Here is an 18,211-nt window from a genome sequence, read left to right on the forward strand (position 1 = left end):
AGGGATTCGACACAACCGTCCTCATCCTGAGGTGCGAGCCGTCGGCGAGCCTCGAAGGACGCACGACGGCTCAAACCAAGCCTTAGGCTTCGGCTTCGTCGGGCATGCCCATCATGTGGAAGCCGGCGTCGACGTGAACGACTTCGCCCGTGGTCGACTTACCCAGGTCCGAGACCAGCCACAGGGCGGCGCCGGCGACGCCTTCCATCGAGGTGTCTTCCTTCATGGCGCTGAACGCCCGGCCCTGGGCGATCATGCCGCGGCCGCCGGCGATGCCGGCCAGGGCCAGGGTGCGCATGGCGCCGGCCGAGATGGCGTTGACGCGGATGCCCTTGGGGCCCAGGTCGCGGGCGATATAGCGGGTCGCCGCTTCCAGGGCGGCCTTGGCCACGCCCATGGTGTTGTAGTTCGGGATGGTCCGCTCCGACCCCAGATAGGTCATGGTGATCAGCGACCCGCCGTTGGGCATGATCTTGGCCGCGCGCTTGGCGACGTCCACGAAGCTGAAGGCCGAGATGTTCATGGCCAGCAGGAAGCCGTCACGGGTGGTGTTGTCGACGAACGAGCCCTTCAGCTCGTCCTTGTTGGCGAAGGCCACCGAGTGGACGACGAAGTCGATCGTGCCGAACTTTTCCTCGATGGCGGCGAAAGCGGCGTCCATCGAAGCGTCGTCGGTGACGTCGGCCGGCACCAGGGTGGTGACGCCGATGCTTTCGGCCAGCGGGCGCACGCGACGCTCAAGGGCTTCACCCTGGTAGGTGAAGATCATTTCCGCGCCCTGGGCGGCCAGCTGCGAGGCGATGCCCCAGGCGATGGAGTTGTGATTGGCCACGCCCATCACGAGGCCCTTCTTGCCCCGCATCAGCTCGCCCTTGGGAAATGCGTAATCGTCGGCCATGGGTTGGCTCTCCTGAAATCCTTGCCCGCTAGCTAGCAGGACCCATCGCGCCGTGGAACCCCCGGGCCCGCCCCGGGGCTAGTAGGCGCGGACCGTCCGCAGCACCGTCCGGCCGATGAAACCAGCGACGGCGCGGGCGCTGACCCGGGCCAGCTTGCCGTCCAGGCGCGGCCAGACCCAGCCGCCGGTCCGCAGGTTCGAGGGCAGGCGCAGCTGCAGCTTGCCGCGCGCCAGATTGGAATAGCGCGGGGTGTAGTAGAGGCAGTTCTCGAAGAAATAGTGGGTCACCAGCGAGCGACGGGTGGCGTCCTCCCGGCCGATGGCCGCGCCGCCGTGGGCCAGGTTGGCGGCCCAGACCAGGGCCTGGCCCTTCTTCAGCAGGGCCAGCTGGGGCGCATCGTCCAGCTGACGGGCGAAGGCGGGCTCGTAGGTACGCTCATAGTCCTCGACGGTCGGGACACGATCGGCGATCCCGGCCTCGGCCATGCCGAACACGGGCCGCCGGTGGCTGCCGGGATGATAGAACAGCGGCCCGGCGTCGGGCGCGACGTCCTCTAGGGCGAACCAGACCCCGCACATGAAACGCTGCGGCTCGCTGTGGAAATGGACGGCGTCGCTGTGGGCCCGCTGCTCGCTGCCGACCAGGAAGTTCAGGGTCTGGAAGGCGAAGGGTCGGCGGCCATAGGCCAGGCGCAGGCGCTGCTCGATGATCGGCAAGGTGGACAGGGTCCGCACCGCCGGCGAGCGTCGCCAGGCGTCCTGGGCCCGCCGGGCGCCCTTGGCGAAGTATTTCTCGGTCTCGGCCACGACCTGGTCGCACAGCGCCAGGCCTTCGGGTCCAAGATCGATGATGGCGACCCCGTCGCGCTGCAGGTCGGTGACGAAGGCGCGCTCGGCCGCGTCCGCGCCGACGGCGGCGAGATAGGTCTCGACCCGATCGCTCTCGACCCAAGGGATCGGAGCCTCGTCCTGGATACGCATCGTCCGCCGCCCCCGGAGGTCACTGATCCTTTCATAACCGGTTGGCGCAGATCAAATCAACCTCAGGTCGCGTGTCGCGCGAGAGGCTCAAGCGATGTCGAGATCGGCCGGCGCCAGACCCGCCAGACGCCTTTGGTGCGCGGTTTCGAAGGCGGCTTCGAGGGTCCGCGCAAAGGCGCTCGGATCGAAGGCGGAGGACGTCTCGATCGCCAAGGTCAACCTTTGCTTGAGCGCGCCCAGCGCCTTGGGGTCCTTGGCCAGCGCGGTGGCCGTCGCCACGTAGATCGCCGGATCGGCGGCGATCAGGTCCGGCAGGTCCAGGGCGGTCAGCAGGCTGGCGGCCACGCGACTGGCGAAGCTCCGGCCCGGCAGGGTCAGCACCGGAACGCCCATCCGCAGGGCGTCGCTGGCGGTGGTGTGGGCGCCATAGGGCCAGCTGTCCAACACCAGATCCGCCAGGGCCTGGCGCGCCAGGTGCTCGGCGTGCGGGGCGGGCGCGGCGAACACCAGCCGGGCCGGATCGACCCCAACCTTGGCGGCCTCGGCGCGGAGGTTGGTCTCGACGCCGGGCGCGCCCGCGTAGAGCCACAGCACGCTGGCGGGCGCGGCGCGCAGGATGTCCATCCATGTCGCGAAGGTCTCGGGCGTGATCTTGCCGGGGTTGTTCAGGCAGCCGAACACGAAGGCGTCGCGCGGCAGGCCGACCGCTTTGCGTACGGGGGCGGAGAGGGGCGGGGAGAGCGCGTCGTTGGGCTGGTACAGCGGCAGGCGGATCACCGCCTCGGTGAAATCGCGCGCGGCGCCGGCGGGCAGGACCACGCGATCGGCGACCACATAGTCGGCATAGGGCGCGGCCAGCGTTCCAGGATAACCCAGCCAGCTGATCTGCACCGGCGCGGCGCGATGGGCCAGGATCCCAGGACGGCCGTCCTGGGTGTAGCCCTTCAGGTCCACGACGATGTCGACGCCCATCGTCCGGGCCAGGCTGGCCACGGCGGCGTCGGACATCCGCCGCACGTCGATCCGCCGCTCGAACGCCGCGTTCAGCCGCTCGCGCATGGGACCCTTCAGGTCGGGTCCGTAGGAGAGGGCGATGATCTCGAAGCGCGCGCGGTCATGGGCTTCCAGCACGCCGGCCATCAGACGGGCGGTGGCGTGATCGTGCAGGTCGGCCGACAGATAAGCGACGCGGATGCGCTCGCCCGGCGGGCGCTCGGGCCATGACGGCGGAGGGACGGCCTCAGGGGCGGCGAGGGCGGCGCAGGCCTTGTGCAGGGCCGGATCGTCGAACGCCGCCAGGGCCGCGAACGGGCTGATGGCCAGGCGGCCGGCGTCCAACTCGGCGCGGACCAGACCCTTCAGCGCGGCGTCGTCGCGCCAGTCGCAACTCTGGCGGCGGGCGTGCAGCAGGTCGCCCAGGGCGCGGGGATAGCGAGGGTCCAAGGCGACCACCGCTTCCAGGTCGAGCGCGGCCTCGGCCGGGCGGCCCAGCAGCGCCATCAGGGCGGCGCGATTGGCCAGGGCCTTGGGATCGCGAGGCGCGGCCTGGATGGCGCGGCCGTGGGCGGCCAGAGCCTGGTCGAAGCGGCCCAGGTCCGACAGCGCCACGCCCAGATTGCACAGGGCGTCCGGAAAGCCCGGCGAGAGGACGAGGGCTTCCTGGTAGGCCTCCAGAGCCTTGTCGGGCTGCCCCAGGCGGCGCAGGGCCACGCCCTTGGCGTTTAGCACCACCGGATTGTCGGGATCGCGGGCCAGGGCCGCCTCGCAGGCGCCCAGGGCCTCGTCGTCGCGCCCCAGGGCGACCAGGGCCGCCGCCCGGGCCGACAGCACGCCGGCGCGGACCGGATCCAGGCCCAGGGCTCGGTCCAGGGCGACCAGCGCCTCCTGGGTCAGGCCCAAGGACAGCCGCGCCGCGCCCAGCAGGTGCCAGGCCTCGATCGAGGTCGGGTTGTCGGCAATGACCCGTTCGCAGACCTCGGCCGCCTCGGCGGTCCGGCCGACGCGAAAAAGGTCGAAGGCCTGGCGTGCGGTCACCAAGCCTCCCGGATCCTAGTCGGCCTTGCTGAAGATCAGCGTGCCGTTGGTGCCGCCAAAGCCGAAGCTGTTGGACATCACCGTGGTCAGCGGCTTGTCGGAGCGCTCGAGCAGGATCGGCAGGTCGGCGAACTCGGGGTCGAGGTTTTCGATATTGGCGCTCTGGGCGGCGAAGCCGTTGTCGAGCATCAGGATCGAATAGATCGCCTCCTGCGCGCCGGCCGCGCCCAGGCTGTGGCCGGTCAGCGACTTGGTCGACGAGATCAGCGGGGCCTTGTCGCCGAAGACGTCGCGCACCGCGCCCATCTCCTTGCTGTCGCCGACCGGCGTCGAGGTGCCGTGCGGGTTCAGATAGTCGATCGCGCGGCCGCCGGCCTCGGCCATGGCCAGTTTCATGCAGCGCGCCGCGCCCTCGCCCGACGGGGCGACCATGTCGTAGCCGTCCGAATTGGCGGCGTAGCCGACCAGCTCGCCGTAGATCTTGGCCCCGCGCGCCTTGGCGTGCTCGTACTCTTCCAGCACCACGATGCCGGCGCCGCCGGCGATCACGAAGCCGTCGCGGTCCTTGTCATAGGCGCGGCTGGCCACGGCTGGGCGGTCGTTGAAGTTGCTGCTCATGGCGCCCATGGCGTCGAACAGGTTCGACAAAGTCCAGTCCAGCTCCTCGCAGCCGCCGGCGAAGACGATGTCCTGCTTGCCCAGCTGGATCTGTTCGGCGCCCGCGCCGATGCAGTGGGCGCTGGTCGCGCAGGCCGAGCTGATCGAATAGTTGATCCCGCGGATCTTGAACCAGGTCGACAGCACCGCCGACGGGCCCGAGCTCATGGCCTTGGGCACCGCGAACGGACCGATCCGCTTGGGACCCTTTTCCTTGGTCGTGGCTGCGGCCTCGACGATCACCTTGGTGGACGGCCCGCCCGAACCGACGATCAGGCCGGTGCGCTCGTTGGAGATGTCGCCCTCTTCCAGGCCCGAGTCCGCGATCGCCTGTTCCATGGCGATATGGGCGTAGGCCGTGCCGGGAGCCAGGAAACGCGCCGCGCGGCGGTCCACCAGGGCTTCCCAGGAGTCGAGCTTGACGGTGGCGTGGACCTGGCAGCGGAAGCCCAGCTCCGCATAGTCCGGAGCGGCGACCACGCCCGACTTGGCCTCGCGCAGCGAAGCCAGCACCTCGGCGGCGTTGTTGCCGATGGACGAGACGATACCCAGTCCGGTTACGACGACGCGACGCATGAAACTTCCTCTTCTCTCCCCGGATCCAAAGGGGACCGACTCTCTAACGGCCGATCCTACGGCTGGATCACGACGCCATCTGCTCGGCGGTGAACAGGCCGACCTTCAGGTCCTTGGTTTCGTAGATCACCTTGCCATCGGCCTCCAGGACGCCGTCGGCGATGCCCATGACCAGCTTGCGCATGATCACGCGCTTGAGGTCGATCTTGTAGACGACCTTCTTGATGTCCGGCGTGACCTGACCGGTGAACTTCACTTCGCCGACGCCCAGGGCCCGGCCGCGGCCGGGACCGCCAGACCAGCCCAGGAAGAAGCCGACCAGCTGCCACAGGGCGTCCAGGCCCAGGCAGCCCGGCATGACCGGGTCGCCGATGAAGTGGCAGGCGAAGAACCAGAGGTCGGGATTGATGTCGAACTCGGCCTCGACATAGCCCTTGCCGTACTTGCCGCCCTCGGACTCGATCCGGACGATGCGATCGAACATCAGCATCGGCGGCGCCGGCAGCTGGGCGTTGCCGGGACCGAACAGTTCGCCGCGTCCGCAAGCCAGGAGTTCGTCGAAGGTGTAGGAGCTTTGTTGCATGTGCAGGCCCTAGCACGACGTCGGGTCGCGCCTCAATGTTACTTTCGGTAACGCTTGTGAACGACAGGCGCTCCGCGAGGGCGCCAATTGCCTGTCAGTGCTTGCACTGCACCTGGGGCGCGGCGCCCCAGATCTCGCTTTCGCGCGCCCAGCCATGCGAGCCCTCGGCCTTCAGCCGGCACCAGCCCTTGTCGCACTTGTCGAGATTGGCGGTCGAGCGGCCGCGCAGCCAGGCGTTGATCTTGGCGCCGTCCTTGGGGCTGGCCAGCAGGGCCAGGGGCGTGGGCTGCACGCGCATGGCGGTGCGCCGGCCGTCGGTGGTGCGCTTGTGCACCCAGGCCAGGCCGCCTTCCGGATCGCAGACCCGCCGCCATTCGCGGGTTTCGGCCACCACCTGCACCGGCAGGCCCTTGGCCTTGTAGACCCACAGCAGGCGATGGTCTTCGTCGGGGCCGTTGCGGGCGTTGACGGTCTCGTATTTCAGCGACACGTAGCGCGGCACGTCCAGACCCGACGGGGTCAGGCGCGGCGGATCGGCGGCGCCGGCGCTGGAGGCCATGCCGATCAGCATCAGGGCGGCCGCTCCGGCCAGGGCCAGACCACCTGGCGAACGTTGTTTGCAAATCGACGGCATGTTGCTTGGCCCCACCGGGCCCCTTTGCTACAGCTTTTGAACGCCCGTCAGAGAGAGCTTTTCAAACCGCCCATGGCAGCCCGCAAGCTCAAAGTCGTCGTCACCCGCAAACTCCCCGATCCGGTGGAGACGCGGATGTGCGAGCTGTTCGACACAGAACTCAACGTCACCGACAAACCCTTGACGGCGGATGAACTGGTTGACGCCATGAGCCGCGCCGACGTGCTCGTGCCGACGATCACCGATCGGATCGACTCGCGCCTTCTGTCGCGATCCGGCGATCGGCTCAAGCTGATCGCCAATTTTGGCGCCGGCGTGGACAATATCGACGTCGCCACCGCCAATGCGCGCGGCATCATCGTCACCAACACCCCGGGCGTCCTGACCGAGGACACCGCCGACCTGACCATGACCCTGATCATGGCCGCCTCGCGCCGCGTGGTCGAGGGCGCCGAGGTGGTCAAGGCCGGCGGCTTCCAGGGCTGGTCGCCGACCTGGATGCTGGGCCGTCGCCTGTGGGGCAAGCGCCTGGGCATCATCGGCATGGGCCGCATCGGCCAGGCCGTGGCCCGCCGCGCCAAGGCGTTCGGCATGCAGGTGCACTATCACAACCGCAAGCCCGTCAGCCCGCGCATCGCCGAGGAGCTGGGCTGCACCTACTGGGAAAGCCTGGACCAGATGCTGGCCCGGATGGACTTCATCTCGGTCAACTGCCCGCACACACCGGCCACCTATCACCTGCTGTCGGCCCGCCGGCTGAAGCTGCTGCGGCCGCACAGCATCCTGGTCAACACCGCGCGCGGCGAGGTGATCGACGAAGGCGCCCTGGCCAACATGCTGGCGCGCGGCGAGCTCGCGGGCGCGGGTCTCGACGTCTATGAGCACGAGCCGGCGATCAATCCCAAGCTCCTGAAGCTGCCCAATGTCGTGCTGCTGCCTCACATGGGCTCGGCCACGGTCGAGGGCCGCGTCGACATGGGCGAGAAGGTCATCGTCAACGTGAAGACCTTCATGGACGGCCACCGTCCGCCGGATCGCGTCATCCCGTCGATGCTGTAGGGGTTCGCGACGCTCAGGGCGCCGCCGTCGGATAGACCTTGGCCGTCAGCCATCCCTTCAGGTCCCGGGCCGAGCGGTCGGGGATCTGTTCCATCGGCACGTGGCCGACCTCGGGATAGAGGATCAGGGTCGAGCCCGGTATGGCCGAAGCGAACCGCTGGCCGTCGCTGGCGGGGATCAGCCTGTCTTCCTGGCCGAACATGACCAGCGTCGGCGCCTTGATCCGCGACAGCAGCTCCGGGCTCGCCCGGCGATGGGGGCCGGCCTGGAGGGCCAGCAGGATGTCGCGGTGGCCGGGCGCGCGGGCCAGTTCGACATAGCGGTCGACCAGCACCTCGTTGGCCAGCTTCGGGTCCAGATAGGCCGAGCGCAGGCCCTGGCGGATCAGCGGGCGGACGTCGATGTCGCGCAGCAGCGCCCGGCCCCAAGGCGTCTTCAGGATGGTGAAGATCAGGGCGTCGTTCTGACCGCTGGGCGCCCAGCCGGCGGAATCGACCAGCACCAGGCCCTCGACGCGGTCCGGATGGTCGACCGCATAGCCCCAGGCCACGCCGCCGCCCATCGAATTGCCGACCACGGTGAATCGCTCGGCGCCCAGGCGGCGGGTGAGCTGGTCGACGATCGCCTCATAGCCCTGGCGGCCGGCCGCATAGCCCTGGTCCGCCCGGGTCAGACCGTGGCCCGGCAGGTCCAGGCTGATGACCCGGTAGTCGTCCTTCAGCGCCCGGACCCAGGGCTCCCAGGCGTGCAGCGAGGCCGCATAGCCGTGGACCAGAACCAGGGTGGGCCCTTCGCGGCGCCCCTCGTCGCGGTAGTGCACGCGCAGGCCGCCGGGAAGGTCCATCCAGCGCGAGGCCGGACTGTCGTACTTGGCCTCGAGCGTGTCGAAGGGGATGTCCTTGCGCTGCAGGGCCAGCCAGCCGACGGCGGTCAGCGCCGCGATCAGGGCCAAGGCGATCAGCAGACTGCGGACCAGCGTCTTCATGCGGCTCTCCCCCGAGAAACCCTTATATTGTTGGGGATAGAGAGCGCCCGAAGGCGCGGGTCGTCAACCGCCGCAAGCGGGACAGGCCGGATCGGGACCGATCCTCACCGTCCGGGTCTCGGCCTCCAAGGCGTCGTAGATCAGCAGCCGGCCCGCCAGGGGCTGACCCGCGCCGGTGATCGTCTTGACCGTTTCCAGGGCCATCATCGACCCGATCACGCCGGCCAGGGCCCCCACGACGCCGACCAGGGCGCAGGTCTCGGCGTCCGGCGGGGTCTCGGGCACGAGGCAGCGATAGCAGGGCCGGCCGTGGAACACCCCGACCTGGCCGGTCCAGCGACCCAGAGCCCCGCTGACCAGGGTCTTGCAGTGGACCACGCAGGCGTCGCTGGCGGCGAAGCGGGTGGCGAAGTCGTCTGTGCCGTCCAGGATCAGGTCATACTGCGAGACCAGGTCGCCGGCGTTGTCGGCGTCCAGCCATACCGGATGGGCCTCGACCACCACATTGGGATTGATCGCGATCAGGCGCTCGGCGGCCACCTCGACCTTGGGCCGGCCGACGTCCGGCGTCTGATACAGCACCTGGCGCTGCAGATTGGACAGCGACACCGCATCGGCGTCGGCCAGGCCCAGGGTTCCCACCCCCGCGGCGGCCAGGTACAGCGCGGCCGGCGCGCCCAGCCCGCCCATGCCGACCAGCAGGACGCGGGCCGCCTTCAGCTTCTGCTGTCCCGGCCCGCCGATCTCGCGCAGCACCAGATGGCGGGCATAGCGTTCGACCTCGCCGTCCGAAAAGCTCATCGCGCTTGATCTCCGCAGTCAGCCTCGCCACATGCGAGACATGCAAAACAGCAATTCCTTCCCCGACTGGCATGGCACCACGATCTTGGCGGTGCGCAAGAACGGGCAGACCGTGATCGCCGGCGACGGACAGGTCTCCATGGGCCCAACCGTCGTCAAGGGCAACGCCCGCAAGGTGCGCCGCCTGGCCGGCGGCAAGGTGATCGCCGGTTTCGCCGGGGCCACGGCCGACGCCTTCACCCTGATCGAGCGGCTGGAAGCCAAGCTGGAGCAGTATCCCGACCAGCTGGCCCGGGCCTGCGTGGACCTGGCCAAGGACTGGCGCACCGACCGCTACCTGCGCAAGCTGGAGGCCATGTTGCTGGTCGCCGACGCCACGGCGATCTACACGGTCACCGGCGTGGGCGATGTGCTGGAGCCGGGCGAAAGCGCGGGCGGCGGTTCGGTGGCGGCCATCGGCTCGGGCGGAAACTATGCGCTGGCCGCCGGCAAGGCCTTGATCGACCAGGATCTTTCGGCCGAGGAGATCGCCCGCAAGGCGATGGGCATCGCCGCCGAGATCTGCGTCTACACCAATGGCAACCTGACCGTGGAGACGGTCTAGCCTTACCGCGAATTCACGGGTCAGACCGGCCCTACCGGGCTTAGCTTGCCGCCAAACGGGCGGGAGCTATCGATCATGCGCATCTTCATCGTGGCGGCGGCCTTGAGCCTGGCCGGTCCGGCCTTGGCCCGTTCCGCGCCCACCGATCAGGTGGTGGCCGCCGAGCGCGCCTTTGCGGTCGACGGCGCGGCGATGGGGATCAAGAGCTCGTTCCTGAAGCATTCGGCCGCCGACGCGCTGGTGTTCCAGCCCGATCCGGTCAACGCCCACCAGTCGCTGTCGGCCCAGCCCGACGGACCGCCCGGACCCAAGCTGGAATGGTGGCCCCTGTTCGCCGGCGTCTCGCGCGACGGGAATTTCGGTTTCACGACAGGGCCTTACGCCTTCGACGGCGCACGCAAGGGTCACTATTTCACCGTCTGGAAGCGCCAGGCCGACGGCGGCTGGAAGTGGATCTTCGACGGCGGCGCGGCGGCTGATCCTAAGGCCGAGGCGGGACCCGACGGGGCGGTGGTCTCCCTGCCCGTCTCGACCGCTGGCGCGGCCTCTTCCGAAGCGGCCAAGGCCGAGGTGGCGGCGATCGAGGCCGCCCTGGCGCTCGAGGCGGCCAAGGACCAGAAGGCCGCGCACCTGGCCCGCCTGGAGGCCGACGGCCGGCTCTACGTCGCCCCGTTGCCGCCCGCCAAGGGCGAGGCGGATTTTCCTGCGACCCTGGGCGGTTGGCCCGCGACCTTCACGTTCTCGCCGCTGGGCGCCGAGGCTGCGGGATCGGGCGATCTGGTCTGGACCTATGGCGACGCCCGCTGGACCCGCGACGGCCAGGACCGCCGGGGCCACTACGCCCGGATCTGGCAGAAACGCGCCCAGGGCTGGGCGCTGGTCTTCGCCGAAATCGTGCCGGCCCCTCCCGCCAGGCCTTGAGAGCCCCTATCTCGACCGCATGACCGAGTTTTCTCCCCGCGAAATCGTTTCCGAGCTCGACCGCTTCATCGTCGGCCATACCGAGGCCAAGAAGGCCGTCGCCGTGGCCCTGCGCAACCGCTGGCGCCGTCGGCGCGTGCCCGCCGACCTGCGCGACGAGGTCACGCCCAAGAACATCCTGCTGATCGGCCCCACGGGCGTGGGCAAGACCGAGATCGCCCGGCGCCTGGCCAAGCTGGCCCAGGCCCCGTTCCTGAAGGTGGAAGCCACCAAGTTCACCGAGGTCGGCTATGTCGGCCGCGACGTCGACCAGATCGTCCGCGACCTGGTGGAAAGCGCCCTGGCCATGGTTCGTGACAAGCGCCGGGCCAGCGTGCGCGCCAAGGCCGAGGCCGCCGCCGAGGAGCGCATCCTCGACGCCCTGACCGGCCCCGGCTCGACCGCCGCCCGCGAAAGCTTCCGCAAGAAGCTGCGGGCCGGCGAGCTGGACGACAAGGAGATCGAGCTGCAGTTGGCCGACACGGGCGGCGGCGGCATGTTCGAAATCCCCGGCCAGCCCGGCGCTTCGGTGCTGAACTTGTCGGAGATGATGAAGAATTTCGGCGGGGGTCGCACCAAGACCCACAAGACCACCGTCGCCGGCGCCCACGCCCCGCTGATCGCCGAGGAAAGCGACAAGCTGCTGGACCAGGAGGCGCTGACCCAGGAGGCCGTCGAGCTGGCCGAGAACCACGGCATCGTCTTCCTCGACGAAATCGACAAGGTCGCCTCCTCGTCCCAGCGCGGCGGGGCCGACGTGTCCCGCGAGGGCGTGCAGCGCGACCTGCTGCCGCTGATCGAGGGCACGACGGTGTCGACCAAGCACGGGCCGGTGAAGACCGACCACATCCTGTTCATCGCCTCAGGCGCCTTCCACGTGGCCAAGCCCAGCGACCTGCTGCCCGAGCTGCAAGGCCGCCTGCCGATCCGCGTGGAGCTGAAGGGCCTGACCCGCGACGACCTGCGCCGGATCCTGACCGAGCCGGAGGCCAACCTGATCCGCCAGCACCAGGCGCTGATGCTGACCGAGGGCGTGACCCTGGTGTTCACCGACGACGCCGTCGACGCCCTGGCCGACGCGGCCGTGGCCGTGAACGGCTCGGTCGAGAACATCGGCGCCCGCCGGCTGCAGACGATCCTGGAGAAGGTGGTCGAGGAGATCAGCTTCTCGGCCGCCGATCGCTCAGGCGAGACCGTGACGATCGACGCGGCCTATGTGCAGGCGCGCGTCGGCGCCCTGGCGGCCAACGCCGATCTCAGCCGGTTCATTCTGTAGGGATCGTCCGGGCCGTCGGCCCCCGCGTCCGGGGGTGCGACGGCATGTCGCACAGGTTAGGAGGCGCGGCGGCGGCTCTGCTGGTCCAGCGACAGGATTTCCGGAGGTTCGTTGCTGACATAGAGGCTGGCGAAGCCGCTCTCCGACAGCGTCCAGGTCTCCTCGCGCGACTGGCCCGGCGTGACCAGATCGCCGCGGAAGGCTTCGCGGAAGCGGCGGTCGCGGAAGGCCAGCAACTCGTTCCACTGCGAAGGCTTGGGCGGCGAAATCGCCATTTCACGCAGCAAAGCCTGGCATTCCGGCGTCAGGTTCGGACTGCGGTGAAGGACCTTTCCGCTGATCTTGATGATCGGCGCCACAAGGTCGCGGATGCGTTGCCGCATGCTCAACATGATTTCCCCCCCGGTCGAAATCGTCGTTAATCGGAGCATTCGCCCACTCACGCTTTTCGTCAAGAGGACACCGTTCAGGCGACAGCGTTCGCCCAACGCGCGAATCTGACTCGATCCTGGTCAGGCTGACGTCGCGACCGCCTCCATTCCGAGCATCGCGGCTTTCCGCGCCAACCCCCAGTGGTAGCCGGTCAGGCGTCCGCTCTTGGCGATGGCGCGGTGGCAGGGGATCAGCAGCGAGATCGGATTGGCCCCGATCGCCCCGCCGGTGGCCTGGTAGGCCCTGGGGTTTCCGGCCCATTGGGCGACCTGGCCATAGGTGGCCGTCTCGCCGGTCGGGATATTGAGCAGGGCCTTCCAGACCTGGATGTGGAACGGCGAGCCGATCAGCACGATCGGCAGCGGCCCCTTGCCGACGGTGAAGGCGTGGGCGGCGGTGGCCAGGGCCGCGGCGTCGTCGCGCGACCACTCGGCGGCCGGGAAGCGGCGGTGCATGTCGGCGAAGGTCGCCTCGTCGTCGCCGTCCGAGAAGGCCAGGCCCGCAAGACCACGGTCGGCCATCACGAACAGGCCCCGTCCGAACGGCGTGGGCGCCCAGCCCCAGCGCAGTCTCATGCCCGCCCCGCGCCGACGCACCTCGCCCGGCGTGGCGGCTTCCTGGGCGATGAACAGGTCATGCAGGCGCGAGGGGCCCGACAGGCCGGCGTCGAAGGACGCGTCCAGCACGCTGGCCCCCGCCTCCAGCGCGCGACGGGCTTCGGCGTGGGCGATGGCCGAGACGAACGACTTGGGGCTGACCCCGGCCCAGCGGGTGAAGATCCGCTGGAAATGGAACGGCGACAGGCCGACGGCCTGGGCGGCCTCGTCCAGCGACGGGTGGTCCTGCCAGCGCTCGGCCAGCCAATCCAGGGCGCGGGCCATGCGGTGGTAATCGGTCGACCGTTCGGCCAGCCGGGCGAGTTCCTCGGGGATAGGGGCGTCGAAAGGCATGGACAAAGCCTAGCCCTCCCTTTTCGGCGCGTCCGCCCGGTTCTTGCGGCTCATGCGTAGCGCTCGGCGCGGGCTTCGCGGATGGCCCGCCGCAGGGCGTCGGCGAACTCCACCCGCTCGGGCGGGCTGAGCGCCCGGGCCAGGGTCAGGCGCTTGCGATAGATGCGCAGGCGGACCCGGGCCTCGTGCTCGCCGGGCTGGTCCAGATCGACGCCGGTGAAGGCCGTGGGCGAGGTCCAGACGATCCGGGCGCCCTTCTCGTCCTCGCGGCTGACGGTGATGGTCTCGGCGGTGACGCGCACCCGCTCCTTGCGCTCGGCGGCCCGGAAGCTGGCGCGCAGGGCCAGCCAGATAGCCAGGACGTCCAGGCCCAGGAACGGCAGCACCGGCGGCGCGCCCAGCACCAGCAGGAACACCGCGACGATCAGGTTGAAGGCGATCAGCACGCCCAACAGGACGTGCAGCCCAGTCCGGCTCAGCGACCGGTTGGGCGAGATCACGGCGTCCATGTAGAGGGGCGCGGCCATGTCTCCGATTTAGGCCCCAGACGCCGCCTTGGCGAGGGGGCCGCATCACGGCATGGTCCGGCCGATGGCCCTGCTCAAGAAAACACCCAAGAAACGCCCGTCCGCCAAGCGGATCTCGCCGGCAGAGCGCGAGCGCGTCGAGGTGCTGTTCGCCCGCTTCGAGAGCCTGGAGCTGCATCCCAAGACCGAGCTAAACTACAACAACCCCTATGAGCTGGTCACGGCCGTGGCCCTGTCGGCCCAGGCTACCGACGTCCAGGTCAATAAGGCCACGGGTCCGCTGTTCCAGGTCGCCGACAGCCCGGCCAAGATGTTGGAGCTCGGCGAGGACGGCCTGATCAAGTACATCGCCTCGATCGGCCTGTTTCGCACCAAGGCCAAGAACGTCATCGCCTCGGCCCACATCCTGATGGACCGGCATGGCGGCCAGGTGCCCCTGAACCGCAAGGACCTGGAAAATCTGCCCGGCGTGGGCCGCAAGACCGCCAGCGTGGTGCTCAACGAGCTGGACATCGAACCGGCCATCGCCGTCGACACCCATGTGTTCCGCGTCTCGCACCGCCTGAAACTGTCGGTTGGCAAAACGCCCGACGCGGTCGAGGACGACCTGATGCGGATCGTGCCCCCGACCTACCAGACCCGGGCGCACCACTGGCTGATCCTGCACGGGCGGTATGTGTGCGTGGCCAGGAAGCCGAAGTGCGAGATCTGCAGGATCGCGGACCTGTGTCCGTCGCGGGAGCTGTTCCTGGGGGCTTAGCTCAATAAATATTTGTCATCCCGGAAAGCGCGAAGCGCTTGTCCGGGACCCAGGGTCCGGCGCACTGCGATGGCCCCTGGGTCCCGGCTCTCCGCTTCGCTGCGGCCGGGATGACAAGCTAATTTGGGCTTTTGGCGCCTACGGCCTAGCCGGGATCTCCAGCCCGCGCTGCACCGCCGGCCGCGCCAGGCAACGCTCCAGCCAGGCCGGCACATGCGTGAGCGTGTCATAGCCCACCAGCTCGCCGGCCTCGTAGAAGCCGTTGATGTTGCGCACCCAGCCCAGCAGGGCGATGTCGGCGATGGTGTAGTCGTCGCCCATGATGAACTTGCGATCGGCCAGGCGGCCTTCCAGCACGCCCAGCAGGCGCTTGCTCTCGGCGACGTAGCGGTCGCGGGGGCGCTTGTCCTCGTAGTCCTTGCCGGCGAACTTGTGGAAGAAGCCGACCTGACCAAACATCGGGCCGACGGCGGCCATCTGGAAGAACACCCACTGGATGGTCTCGATGCGGGCGATCGGGTCCTTGGGCAGCAGCTGGCCGGTCTTCTCGGCCAGATAGATCAGGATCGCACCGGATTCCCACAGGCCCACCGGCTTGCCGCCCGGACCGTCGGGATCGATGATCGCCGGGATCTTGCCGTTGGGGTTGAGGGCCAGATATTCCGGAATCCAGGTCTCGTTGGCGCCGATGTTGATCGTGTGCGGCTCGTACGGCAGGCCGATCTCCTCCAGCATGATCGACACCTTCACGCCGTTGGGCGTGGGCAGCGAATAGAGCTGCAGGCGGTCGGGGTGCTTGGCGGGCCAGCGGGTCGTGATCGGGAAGGCGGAAAGATCGGACATCGGTAACTCCCTCGGTTACGGCCTAGATAGGTCCGAACTGGTCGTCCGCTAGAGCCGGGCCTTCACCGCCGCCGCGAACGCCGCGCCATGGTCGTGGGCGTGTTCCAGGAAGAGGTCGGGCTCGATGACCTCCAGCTCCATCAGCTGCGGGGTGTGATCCAGGCCCCGGATCAGGTCGATGCGCGCATAGGTCAGGGGCAGGTCGGCCGCTTCCAGCACCATCCGGGCCGCATGCAGGGCTTCCGGCTCGGGCGCGACCTCGCTGACCTTGCCGCCGAACTGCGGCTGGACGCGGAAGTCGCCGTCGACCGCCACCTTGGCCACGGCGTGGCTGAAGACGCCGTCGAAGAAGAACAGCGAGATCTCCCCCTCTTCCGACACCGCGGGCAGAAAGGGCTGCACCAGGGCCGGCCCGCTCGGGCCGCCGGTCAGCGACACCGCCTCGCCCGGATGGCGCTTGATCCGCACCGTCTCGTGCGAGCCGCCGGAGACCTGCGGCTTGATCACCACCTCGTCGACCCCGAAGGCGTTGAAGGCCTCGGCGACCCGTTCCGGAGTCAGGCGATCGTGGGTATGGGTCGGGACCACTGGCGCGCCCTTGCCCGCCAGTTCGACCAGATAGGTCTTGGTGGTGTTCCAGCGCAGGGTCGGGACCGGGTTGAGCACCGGGACCTCGGCGGCCTCCCAGGCGTCCAGCTGGGCGAACCACTCGGGCTGTCGATGGTGGTAGCCCCAGGCGATCAGCGGCAGCACCAGCCGGGCTTGTTCGGGATCGATCGCGTCGGTCCAGGGCTGGGCCGCGACGGTCAGGCCTTCGGCCCGCAACGGCGCGGCCAGGCGTTCGAACAGGGGCTTCCAGCTGCTGGCGAAGCGCGGTTCGTCGGCGGCGGGCGCGAGGATCAGGATATCAACGGTCGTCGAAGTCATGCCCTTGCGGTTAGAATGTCGCGGTTCGGCGAGCAAGCCTCGCGTTGCCTTGACCGCACGCTTCCTTTACTTGCCGCCCCTTAAACGCTTTTCGCGCCCTGCTCTTTCAAAGGCTTGTCGATCTCCATGACCGCTCTCTACGACGTCGCCGCCATCGGCAACGCCATCGTCGACGTCATCGCCCAGTGCGACGACGCCTTCCTCGAGCGCGAAGGCCTGGTGAAGGGCTCGATGGCCCTGATCGACGTGGCGCGCGCCTCCAGCCTGTATGACGTCATGGCCTCGGGCATCGAGGCTTCGGGCGGCAGCGCCGGCAACACCGTGGCGGGCGTCGCCAGCTTCGGCGGTCGCGCCGCCTTCATCGGCAAGGTCGCCGACGACCAACTGGGCCGCGTCTTCACCCACGACATGCGGGCCATCGGCGCGACGTTCAACACCCCGCCCCTGGCCGAGGGTCCCGCGACCGCGCAGAGCCTGATCAACGTCACCGCCGACGCCCAGCGGACCATGAGCACCTATCTGGGCGCCTGCGTGGAGCTGACCAGCGCCGACGTCGATCCCGCCATCATCGAGGCCGCCCAGTATTCCTATCTGGAAGGCTATCTGTTCGATCCGCCCGAAGCCCGCCGCGCCTTCGCCAAGGCCGCCGCCCTGGCCCACGGCGCCGCGCGCAAGATCGCCATCACCCTTTCCGACAGCTTCGTGGTCGAGCGCCATCGCGCCGGCCTGCTGGGCTTCGTCGAGACGCAGTGCGACATCGTCTTCGCCAACGCCTCGGAAGTCTGCGCCCTGTTCGAGACCGACGATTTCGACGCCGCCGTCCTGGCCCTGGCCGCCAAGGTCGACATCGCCGCCGTCACCCGCAGCGAAAAGGGCTCGGTCGTGGTGTCGGGCGGGCAGGTTCACGAAATCTCGGCCTACCCCGTCGAAAAAGTCGTGGACACGACGGGCGCGGGCGACCAATACGCCGCAGGTTTCCTCTACGGCCTCTCCCAGGGCCGCCCGCTGCCGGTCTGCGGCCAGCTGGGCTCCCTGGCCGCCGCCGAGGTCATCGACCATTACGGTCCGCGTCCGCAGGTCAGCCTGCGCGATCTGGCCGGCAAGAACGGACTCTAAGGACACGCATGGCCCGCACCGCTGAAGTGGTCCGCGAGACGAAGGAGACCCAGATCCGGGTCTGGATCGATCTCGACGGGACCGGCGCCTCGACGATCTCCACCGGCATCGGGTTCTACGACCATATGCTGGAGAGCTTCGCGCGCCACGGCGGCTTCGACCTGAAGGTCGAGACCAAGGGCGACCTGCACATCGACATGCACCACACGGTCGAGGACACCGGCATCGTGCTGGGCCTGGCGATCAAGCAGGCGCTGGACGGTTTCAAGGGCATCCGCCGCTTCGGCTCGGCCTATATCCCGATGGACGAGACCCTGACGCGCTGCGCCATCGATCTGTCCAACCGGCCCTATCTGATCTGGAAGGTCGACTTCAAGCGGCCCAAGGTCGGCGAGATGGACACCGAGCTCTTCAAGGAGTTCCACCACGCGTTCGCGATGAACGTCGGGGCGTGCGTGCATCTGGAGACCCTCTACGGCGACAACACCCACCACGTCGCCGAGAGCGGGTTCAAGGCCCTGGCCCGGGCGCTGCGCGAGGCGGTCGAGATCGACCCCAAGACCGGCGGCCTGGCCCCCTCCACCAAGGGCGTTCTGTAGGACACTGAG

The 18,211-nt window shown here is 68.9% G+C and carries 19 protein-coding genes and 2 pseudogenes; 7 read left to right on the forward strand and 14 right to left on the reverse strand.

Annotated elements, in window-relative coordinates:
- Positions 1-82: 82 nt before the first annotated feature.
- The 6 genes from AC1RUS_RS12950 to AC1RUS_RS12975 all read right to left on the reverse strand — a co-directional run bounded on the left by AC1RUS_RS12950 (position 83) and on the right by AC1RUS_RS12975 (position 6,300).
- On the reverse strand, positions 83-898 hold the full coding sequence (locus tag AC1RUS_RS12950) for an enoyl-ACP reductase FabI (protein WP_492916699.1): 816 nt from the start codon (positions 896-898) through the stop codon (positions 83-85).
- Positions 899-976: 78 nt separating this feature from the next.
- On the reverse strand, positions 977-1,879 hold the full coding sequence (locus tag AC1RUS_RS12955; protein WP_492916701.1) for a phytanoyl-CoA dioxygenase family protein: 903 nt from the start codon (positions 1,877-1,879) through the stop codon (positions 977-979).
- 87 nt (positions 1,880-1,966) lie between these two features.
- Complete coding sequence (locus AC1RUS_RS12960; RefSeq protein WP_492916703.1) at positions 1,967-3,913, reverse strand: O-linked N-acetylglucosamine transferase, SPINDLY family protein; 1,947 nt, start codon at positions 3,911-3,913, stop codon at positions 1,967-1,969.
- A 15-nt stretch (positions 3,914-3,928) separates the two neighbouring features.
- Entirely contained in the window at positions 3,929-5,146 is a 1,218-nt protein-coding gene (fabB, locus tag AC1RUS_RS12965; protein WP_492916705.1) for a beta-ketoacyl-ACP synthase I, read from the reverse strand.
- Between the two features lie 67 nt (positions 5,147-5,213).
- On the reverse strand, positions 5,214-5,729 hold the full coding sequence (fabA, locus tag AC1RUS_RS12970) for a 3-hydroxyacyl-[acyl-carrier-protein] dehydratase FabA (protein ID WP_477034423.1): 516 nt from the start codon (positions 5,727-5,729) through the stop codon (positions 5,214-5,216).
- Positions 5,730-5,823: 94 nt separating this feature from the next.
- Positions 5,824-6,300, reverse strand: a complete 477-nt coding sequence (locus AC1RUS_RS12975) for an SH3 domain-containing protein (RefSeq protein ID WP_492917110.1) — start codon at positions 6,298-6,300, stop codon at positions 5,824-5,826.
- Between the two features lie 135 nt (positions 6,301-6,435).
- Between AC1RUS_RS12975 and AC1RUS_RS12980 the strand changes: the two genes are divergently transcribed.
- Positions 6,436-7,422, forward strand: a complete 987-nt coding sequence (locus AC1RUS_RS12980; RefSeq protein ID WP_492916707.1) for a 2-hydroxyacid dehydrogenase — start codon at positions 6,436-6,438, stop codon at positions 7,420-7,422.
- A gap of 13 nt (positions 7,423-7,435) precedes the next feature.
- Here AC1RUS_RS12980 and AC1RUS_RS12985 read toward each other — a convergent pair whose 3' ends face one another.
- Together AC1RUS_RS12985 and AC1RUS_RS12990 are read right to left on the reverse strand one after the other, a co-directional pair.
- A complete protein-coding gene (locus AC1RUS_RS12985) occupies positions 7,436-8,407 on the reverse strand; it encodes an alpha/beta fold hydrolase (protein WP_492916709.1) in 972 nt (323 codons plus the stop codon).
- A gap of 63 nt (positions 8,408-8,470) precedes the next feature.
- Positions 8,471-9,208 (reverse strand): HesA/MoeB/ThiF family protein, encoded by a 738-nt coding sequence (locus AC1RUS_RS12990; RefSeq protein ID WP_492916711.1) that lies wholly within the window; start codon positions 9,206-9,208, stop codon positions 8,471-8,473.
- Positions 9,209-9,213: 5 nt separating this feature from the next.
- On the opposite strand from AC1RUS_RS12990, the pseudogene hslV reads away from it, so the two are divergent.
- The 3 genes and pseudogenes from hslV (at position 9,214) to hslU (ending at position 12,048) form a co-directional block, all read left to right on the forward strand.
- Positions 9,214-9,812 (forward strand): annotated as a pseudogene (gene hslV, locus AC1RUS_RS12995) (ATP-dependent protease subunit HslV).
- Positions 9,813-9,887: 75 nt separating this feature from the next.
- A complete protein-coding gene (locus AC1RUS_RS13000) occupies positions 9,888-10,733 on the forward strand; it encodes a DUF4440 domain-containing protein (protein ID WP_492916713.1) in 846 nt (281 codons plus the stop codon).
- A 19-nt stretch (positions 10,734-10,752) separates the two neighbouring features.
- On the forward strand, positions 10,753-12,048 hold the full coding sequence (gene hslU / locus AC1RUS_RS13005) for an ATP-dependent protease ATPase subunit HslU (protein ID WP_492916715.1): 1,296 nt from the start codon (positions 10,753-10,755) through the stop codon (positions 12,046-12,048).
- A gap of 56 nt (positions 12,049-12,104) precedes the next feature.
- On the opposite strand, the gene AC1RUS_RS13010 is transcribed toward hslU, so the two are convergent.
- The 3 genes from AC1RUS_RS13010 to AC1RUS_RS13020 all read right to left on the reverse strand — a co-directional run bounded on the left by AC1RUS_RS13010 (position 12,105) and on the right by AC1RUS_RS13020 (position 13,957).
- Positions 12,105-12,431 (reverse strand): hypothetical protein, encoded by a 327-nt coding sequence (locus AC1RUS_RS13010; RefSeq protein WP_492916717.1) that lies wholly within the window; start codon positions 12,429-12,431, stop codon positions 12,105-12,107.
- 129 nt (positions 12,432-12,560) lie between these two features.
- Positions 12,561-13,430, reverse strand: a complete 870-nt coding sequence (locus AC1RUS_RS13015) for a methylated-DNA--[protein]-cysteine S-methyltransferase (protein ID WP_492916719.1) — start codon at positions 13,428-13,430, stop codon at positions 12,561-12,563.
- 50 nt (positions 13,431-13,480) lie between these two features.
- Positions 13,481-13,957, reverse strand: a complete 477-nt coding sequence (locus tag AC1RUS_RS13020; protein WP_492916721.1) for a DUF2244 domain-containing protein — start codon at positions 13,955-13,957, stop codon at positions 13,481-13,483.
- Positions 13,958-14,009: 52 nt separating this feature from the next.
- On the opposite strand from AC1RUS_RS13020, the gene nth reads away from it, so the two are divergent.
- Entirely contained in the window at positions 14,010-14,717 is a 708-nt protein-coding gene (gene nth / locus AC1RUS_RS13025) for an endonuclease III (protein ID WP_492916723.1), read from the forward strand.
- Here the strand turns inward: nth and AC1RUS_RS13030 are convergent.
- The 3 genes and pseudogenes from AC1RUS_RS13030 to AC1RUS_RS13040 all read right to left on the reverse strand — a co-directional run.
- Positions 14,714-14,842: pseudogene (locus AC1RUS_RS13030) on the reverse strand (hypothetical protein); the annotation flags it as partial. The gene nth and the pseudogene AC1RUS_RS13030 overlap by 4 nt on opposite strands.
- Positions 14,843-14,855: 13 nt before the next feature.
- Positions 14,856-15,560 carry a glutathione S-transferase N-terminal domain-containing protein gene (locus AC1RUS_RS13035; protein WP_492916725.1) on the reverse strand — a complete coding sequence of 235 codons (705 nt, stop codon included), beginning with the start codon at positions 15,558-15,560 and terminating at the stop codon, positions 14,856-14,858.
- 48 nt (positions 15,561-15,608) lie between these two features.
- A complete protein-coding gene (locus tag AC1RUS_RS13040) occupies positions 15,609-16,487 on the reverse strand; it encodes an ATP-grasp domain-containing protein (protein WP_492916727.1) in 879 nt (292 codons plus the stop codon).
- Between the two features lie 126 nt (positions 16,488-16,613).
- Here AC1RUS_RS13040 and AC1RUS_RS13045 point away from each other — a divergent pair, with 126 nt between their 5' ends.
- Positions 16,614-17,603, forward strand: a complete 990-nt coding sequence (locus AC1RUS_RS13045) for an adenosine kinase (protein ID WP_492916729.1) — start codon at positions 16,614-16,616, stop codon at positions 17,601-17,603.
- A gap of 8 nt (positions 17,604-17,611) precedes the next feature.
- Positions 17,612-18,202, forward strand: coding sequence for an imidazoleglycerol-phosphate dehydratase HisB (gene hisB / locus AC1RUS_RS13050; protein WP_492916731.1), 591 nt, complete (start codon positions 17,612-17,614; stop codon positions 18,200-18,202).
- Positions 18,203-18,211: the final 9 nt, after the last annotated feature.

Source organism: Caulobacter sp. GW821-FHT10F06, assembly GCF_058809215.1.

Excerpts from the sequence above, each read along its gene's own strand:
- AC1RUS_RS12990 (WP_492916711.1), bottom strand. The coding sequence starts at position 9,208 with ATGAGCTTTTCGGACGGCGAGGTCGAACGCTATGCCCGCCATCTGGTG.
- AC1RUS_RS13040 (WP_492916727.1), bottom strand. The coding sequence starts at position 16,487 with ATGACTTCGACGACCGTTGATATCCTGATCCTCGCGCCCGCCGCCGAC.
- AC1RUS_RS12950 (WP_492916699.1), bottom strand. The coding sequence starts at position 898 with ATGGCCGACGATTACGCATTTCCCAAGGGCGAGCTGATGCGGGGCAAG.
- AC1RUS_RS13015 (WP_492916719.1), bottom strand. The coding sequence starts at position 13,430 with ATGCCTTTCGACGCCCCTATCCCCGAGGAACTCGCCCGGCTGGCCGAA.
- AC1RUS_RS13000 (WP_492916713.1), top strand. The coding sequence starts at position 9,888 with ATGCGCATCTTCATCGTGGCGGCGGCCTTGAGCCTGGCCGGTCCGGCC.
- AC1RUS_RS13045 (WP_492916729.1), top strand. The coding sequence starts at position 16,614 with ATGACCGCTCTCTACGACGTCGCCGCCATCGGCAACGCCATCGTCGAC.
- AC1RUS_RS12955 (WP_492916701.1), bottom strand. The coding sequence starts at position 1,879 with ATGCGTATCCAGGACGAGGCTCCGATCCCTTGGGTCGAGAGCGATCGG.
- hisB (WP_492916731.1), top strand. The coding sequence starts at position 17,612 with ATGGCCCGCACCGCTGAAGTGGTCCGCGAGACGAAGGAGACCCAGATC.
- fabB (WP_492916705.1), bottom strand. The coding sequence starts at position 5,146 with ATGCGTCGCGTCGTCGTAACCGGACTGGGTATCGTCTCGTCCATCGGC.
- AC1RUS_RS13020 (WP_492916721.1), bottom strand. The coding sequence starts at position 13,957 with ATGGCCGCGCCCCTCTACATGGACGCCGTGATCTCGCCCAACCGGTCG.
- nth (WP_492916723.1), top strand. The coding sequence starts at position 14,010 with ATGGTCCGGCCGATGGCCCTGCTCAAGAAAACACCCAAGAAACGCCCG.
- fabA (WP_477034423.1), bottom strand. The coding sequence starts at position 5,729 with ATGCAACAAAGCTCCTACACCTTCGACGAACTCCTGGCTTGCGGACGC.
- AC1RUS_RS12980 (WP_492916707.1), top strand. The coding sequence starts at position 6,436 with ATGGCAGCCCGCAAGCTCAAAGTCGTCGTCACCCGCAAACTCCCCGAT.
- hslU (WP_492916715.1), top strand. The coding sequence starts at position 10,753 with ATGACCGAGTTTTCTCCCCGCGAAATCGTTTCCGAGCTCGACCGCTTC.
- AC1RUS_RS12975 (WP_492917110.1), bottom strand. The coding sequence starts at position 6,300 with ATGCTGATCGGCATGGCCTCCAGCGCCGGCGCCGCCGATCCGCCGCGC.
- AC1RUS_RS12985 (WP_492916709.1), bottom strand. The coding sequence starts at position 8,407 with ATGAAGACGCTGGTCCGCAGTCTGCTGATCGCCTTGGCCCTGATCGCG.
- AC1RUS_RS13010 (WP_492916717.1), bottom strand. The coding sequence starts at position 12,431 with ATGCGGCAACGCATCCGCGACCTTGTGGCGCCGATCATCAAGATCAGC.
- AC1RUS_RS13035 (WP_492916725.1), bottom strand. The coding sequence starts at position 15,560 with ATGTCCGATCTTTCCGCCTTCCCGATCACGACCCGCTGGCCCGCCAAG.